This is a genomic window from Rhodococcus sp. IEGM 1372 (genome assembly GCF_030056835.1).
Taxonomy (GTDB): domain Bacteria; phylum Actinomycetota; class Actinomycetes; order Mycobacteriales; family Mycobacteriaceae; genus Rhodococcoides.
Map to the genome: position 1 here is coordinate 1 of NZ_JASHKS010000085.1, position 1,805 is coordinate 1,805.

Below are 1,805 nucleotides of genomic sequence, written 5' to 3' on the forward strand. Positions count from 1 at the left end.
TAGATCCCTATCCTAAGCGGGTCCAGTGTCCGAAATCCCTGGGCCGATCAAACCCCGCCGACGCAACCAAACACTAGATGCCGACAAGCATCACGCCTGTGCACGGTGCAAAGACCACTACCCCACAGCTGCGCACTGGCCCGACGGTCCGGTCTGCACCTACTGCTACCAAGCAGCCAAACGCACCGAGGGCACATGCACGGCGTGCGGGCACATCGGAATGGTCCCCGGCCTGGACGAAGACCACATGCCACTGTGTCTGCGCTGCAGTGGATTACCGTTGGATCTGACGTGCAACCGGTGCGGCACCGAGACCTGGCTCGCGAAAGCCAACACCTGCTGGCGATGCCTGCTCGATGACATCGTCCGCGACTTACTATCCGGCCCGAACGGAGTCGTCCACGAGTCGTTGGAGCCGCTGGCCACCGCCATCGTCGCGATGCCCAGAGCGAACAGCGGCGTCACCTGGATTCGCGCGAACCCCAAAGTCCGGGAACTGCTCGCCGCGCTGGGAGACGGGTCCGTGAATCCGACACACGGCGCCCTCGACGCGCTGCCCCACACACGCACCGTGGAGTACCTCCGAGCATTGATGGTCGAACACTCAGTCCTGCCCGCGCGGGACCGACTGCTCGCCACCTACGAACAATGGCTTCACGACAAACTCACAACTATCGTCGATGACGACTCAAGGAAGATCGTCGAACGGTTCGGACGGTGGCACCACCTCCGGAAGCTACGCGAACACGCCAGGACAGGTCCGGTGGGCAGCGGACCGTTCCTGCGAGCGAAACAGTCTACGACAGTGGCGATTTCGTTCCTCAACTGGCTGAACACGCGTGGGACTGCGCTGAACGAATGCAGCCAACACGATATCGATGCATGGTACGCAGGTGGTCCCTCCACCCGCCAACACGCGGAACGATTCCTCTACTGGGCACGCTCGAACAAGCTCATACCCCAGCTGACCGTTCCCCGTCATTCGACCGGCACACACGAGTTGGTGGGTGAGGACGAGCGGCTGCAAATAGTCCGTACTTTGTTGCTGCACGATGATCTCCCCGCCGTCCAGCGTATCGCCGGATGTCTACTCACCCTCTACGGCCAATCGATCACACGCATCGTCGCCTTGACCGTCGACGACGTCCGATCGACGAGCAGCGCTGTCAGCGTCAGACTGGCCGATACCTGGGTCGAGCTGCCCGAACCGATCTCGCACCTCCTGCGCGAACATCTGGCGAAGCGACCCAACACAAATACCGCCAGTAATACGGACTCGAGGTGGTTGTTCGCCGGCCGTATGCCCGGCGAGCACCTCGACCGGCAGACGGTCATCGATGCACTCCGCCGCGCCGGCATCCCCACCCGCGCCGTTCGCAACACCACCTGGCAGCAACTCGTCCGGCAAGCGCCACCACAAGTGCTCGCAGACGCCCTCGGAATCAGCGCCACGACGGCGATGCAGCATGCAGAGCGTGCTGGTGCCGACTGGACCCGCTACACGTCGGTCAAGCAAAGCACTAACCGGAGTCGGAATCCGTCTCGAAGTTCGAGTTAACAATTCCCACAATGACACCCACGCCGCTCCGCAACGTACCTGCAGCGCAATCGCCACACCGTTCGGGTGCAGCGACTAATCTCGGCCCCTCGATTCTTTGTCGGTGATGACGACGATCTCAGCGAAGATGCCATGGAGATCATTCATGATGTCGGTCGACAGTCCCACCCCATCGCAAAGCTGATCACTTCGTCGGGAGTGTCAGATTAACGGTGGATCCGACCTTGGCGTCGGTTAGTTTCCGTTC

General features: G+C 61.6%; 1 protein-coding gene. It reads left to right on the forward strand.

Annotated features, from left to right (window positions below; all coding sequences use genetic code 11):
• The first annotated feature begins 247 nt into the window (after positions 1–247).
• Entirely contained in the window at positions 248–1,558 is a 1,311-nt protein-coding gene (locus QM590_RS25755) for a site-specific integrase (RefSeq protein ID WP_269596891.1), read from the forward strand.
• Positions 1,559–1,805 lie beyond the last annotated feature (247 nt).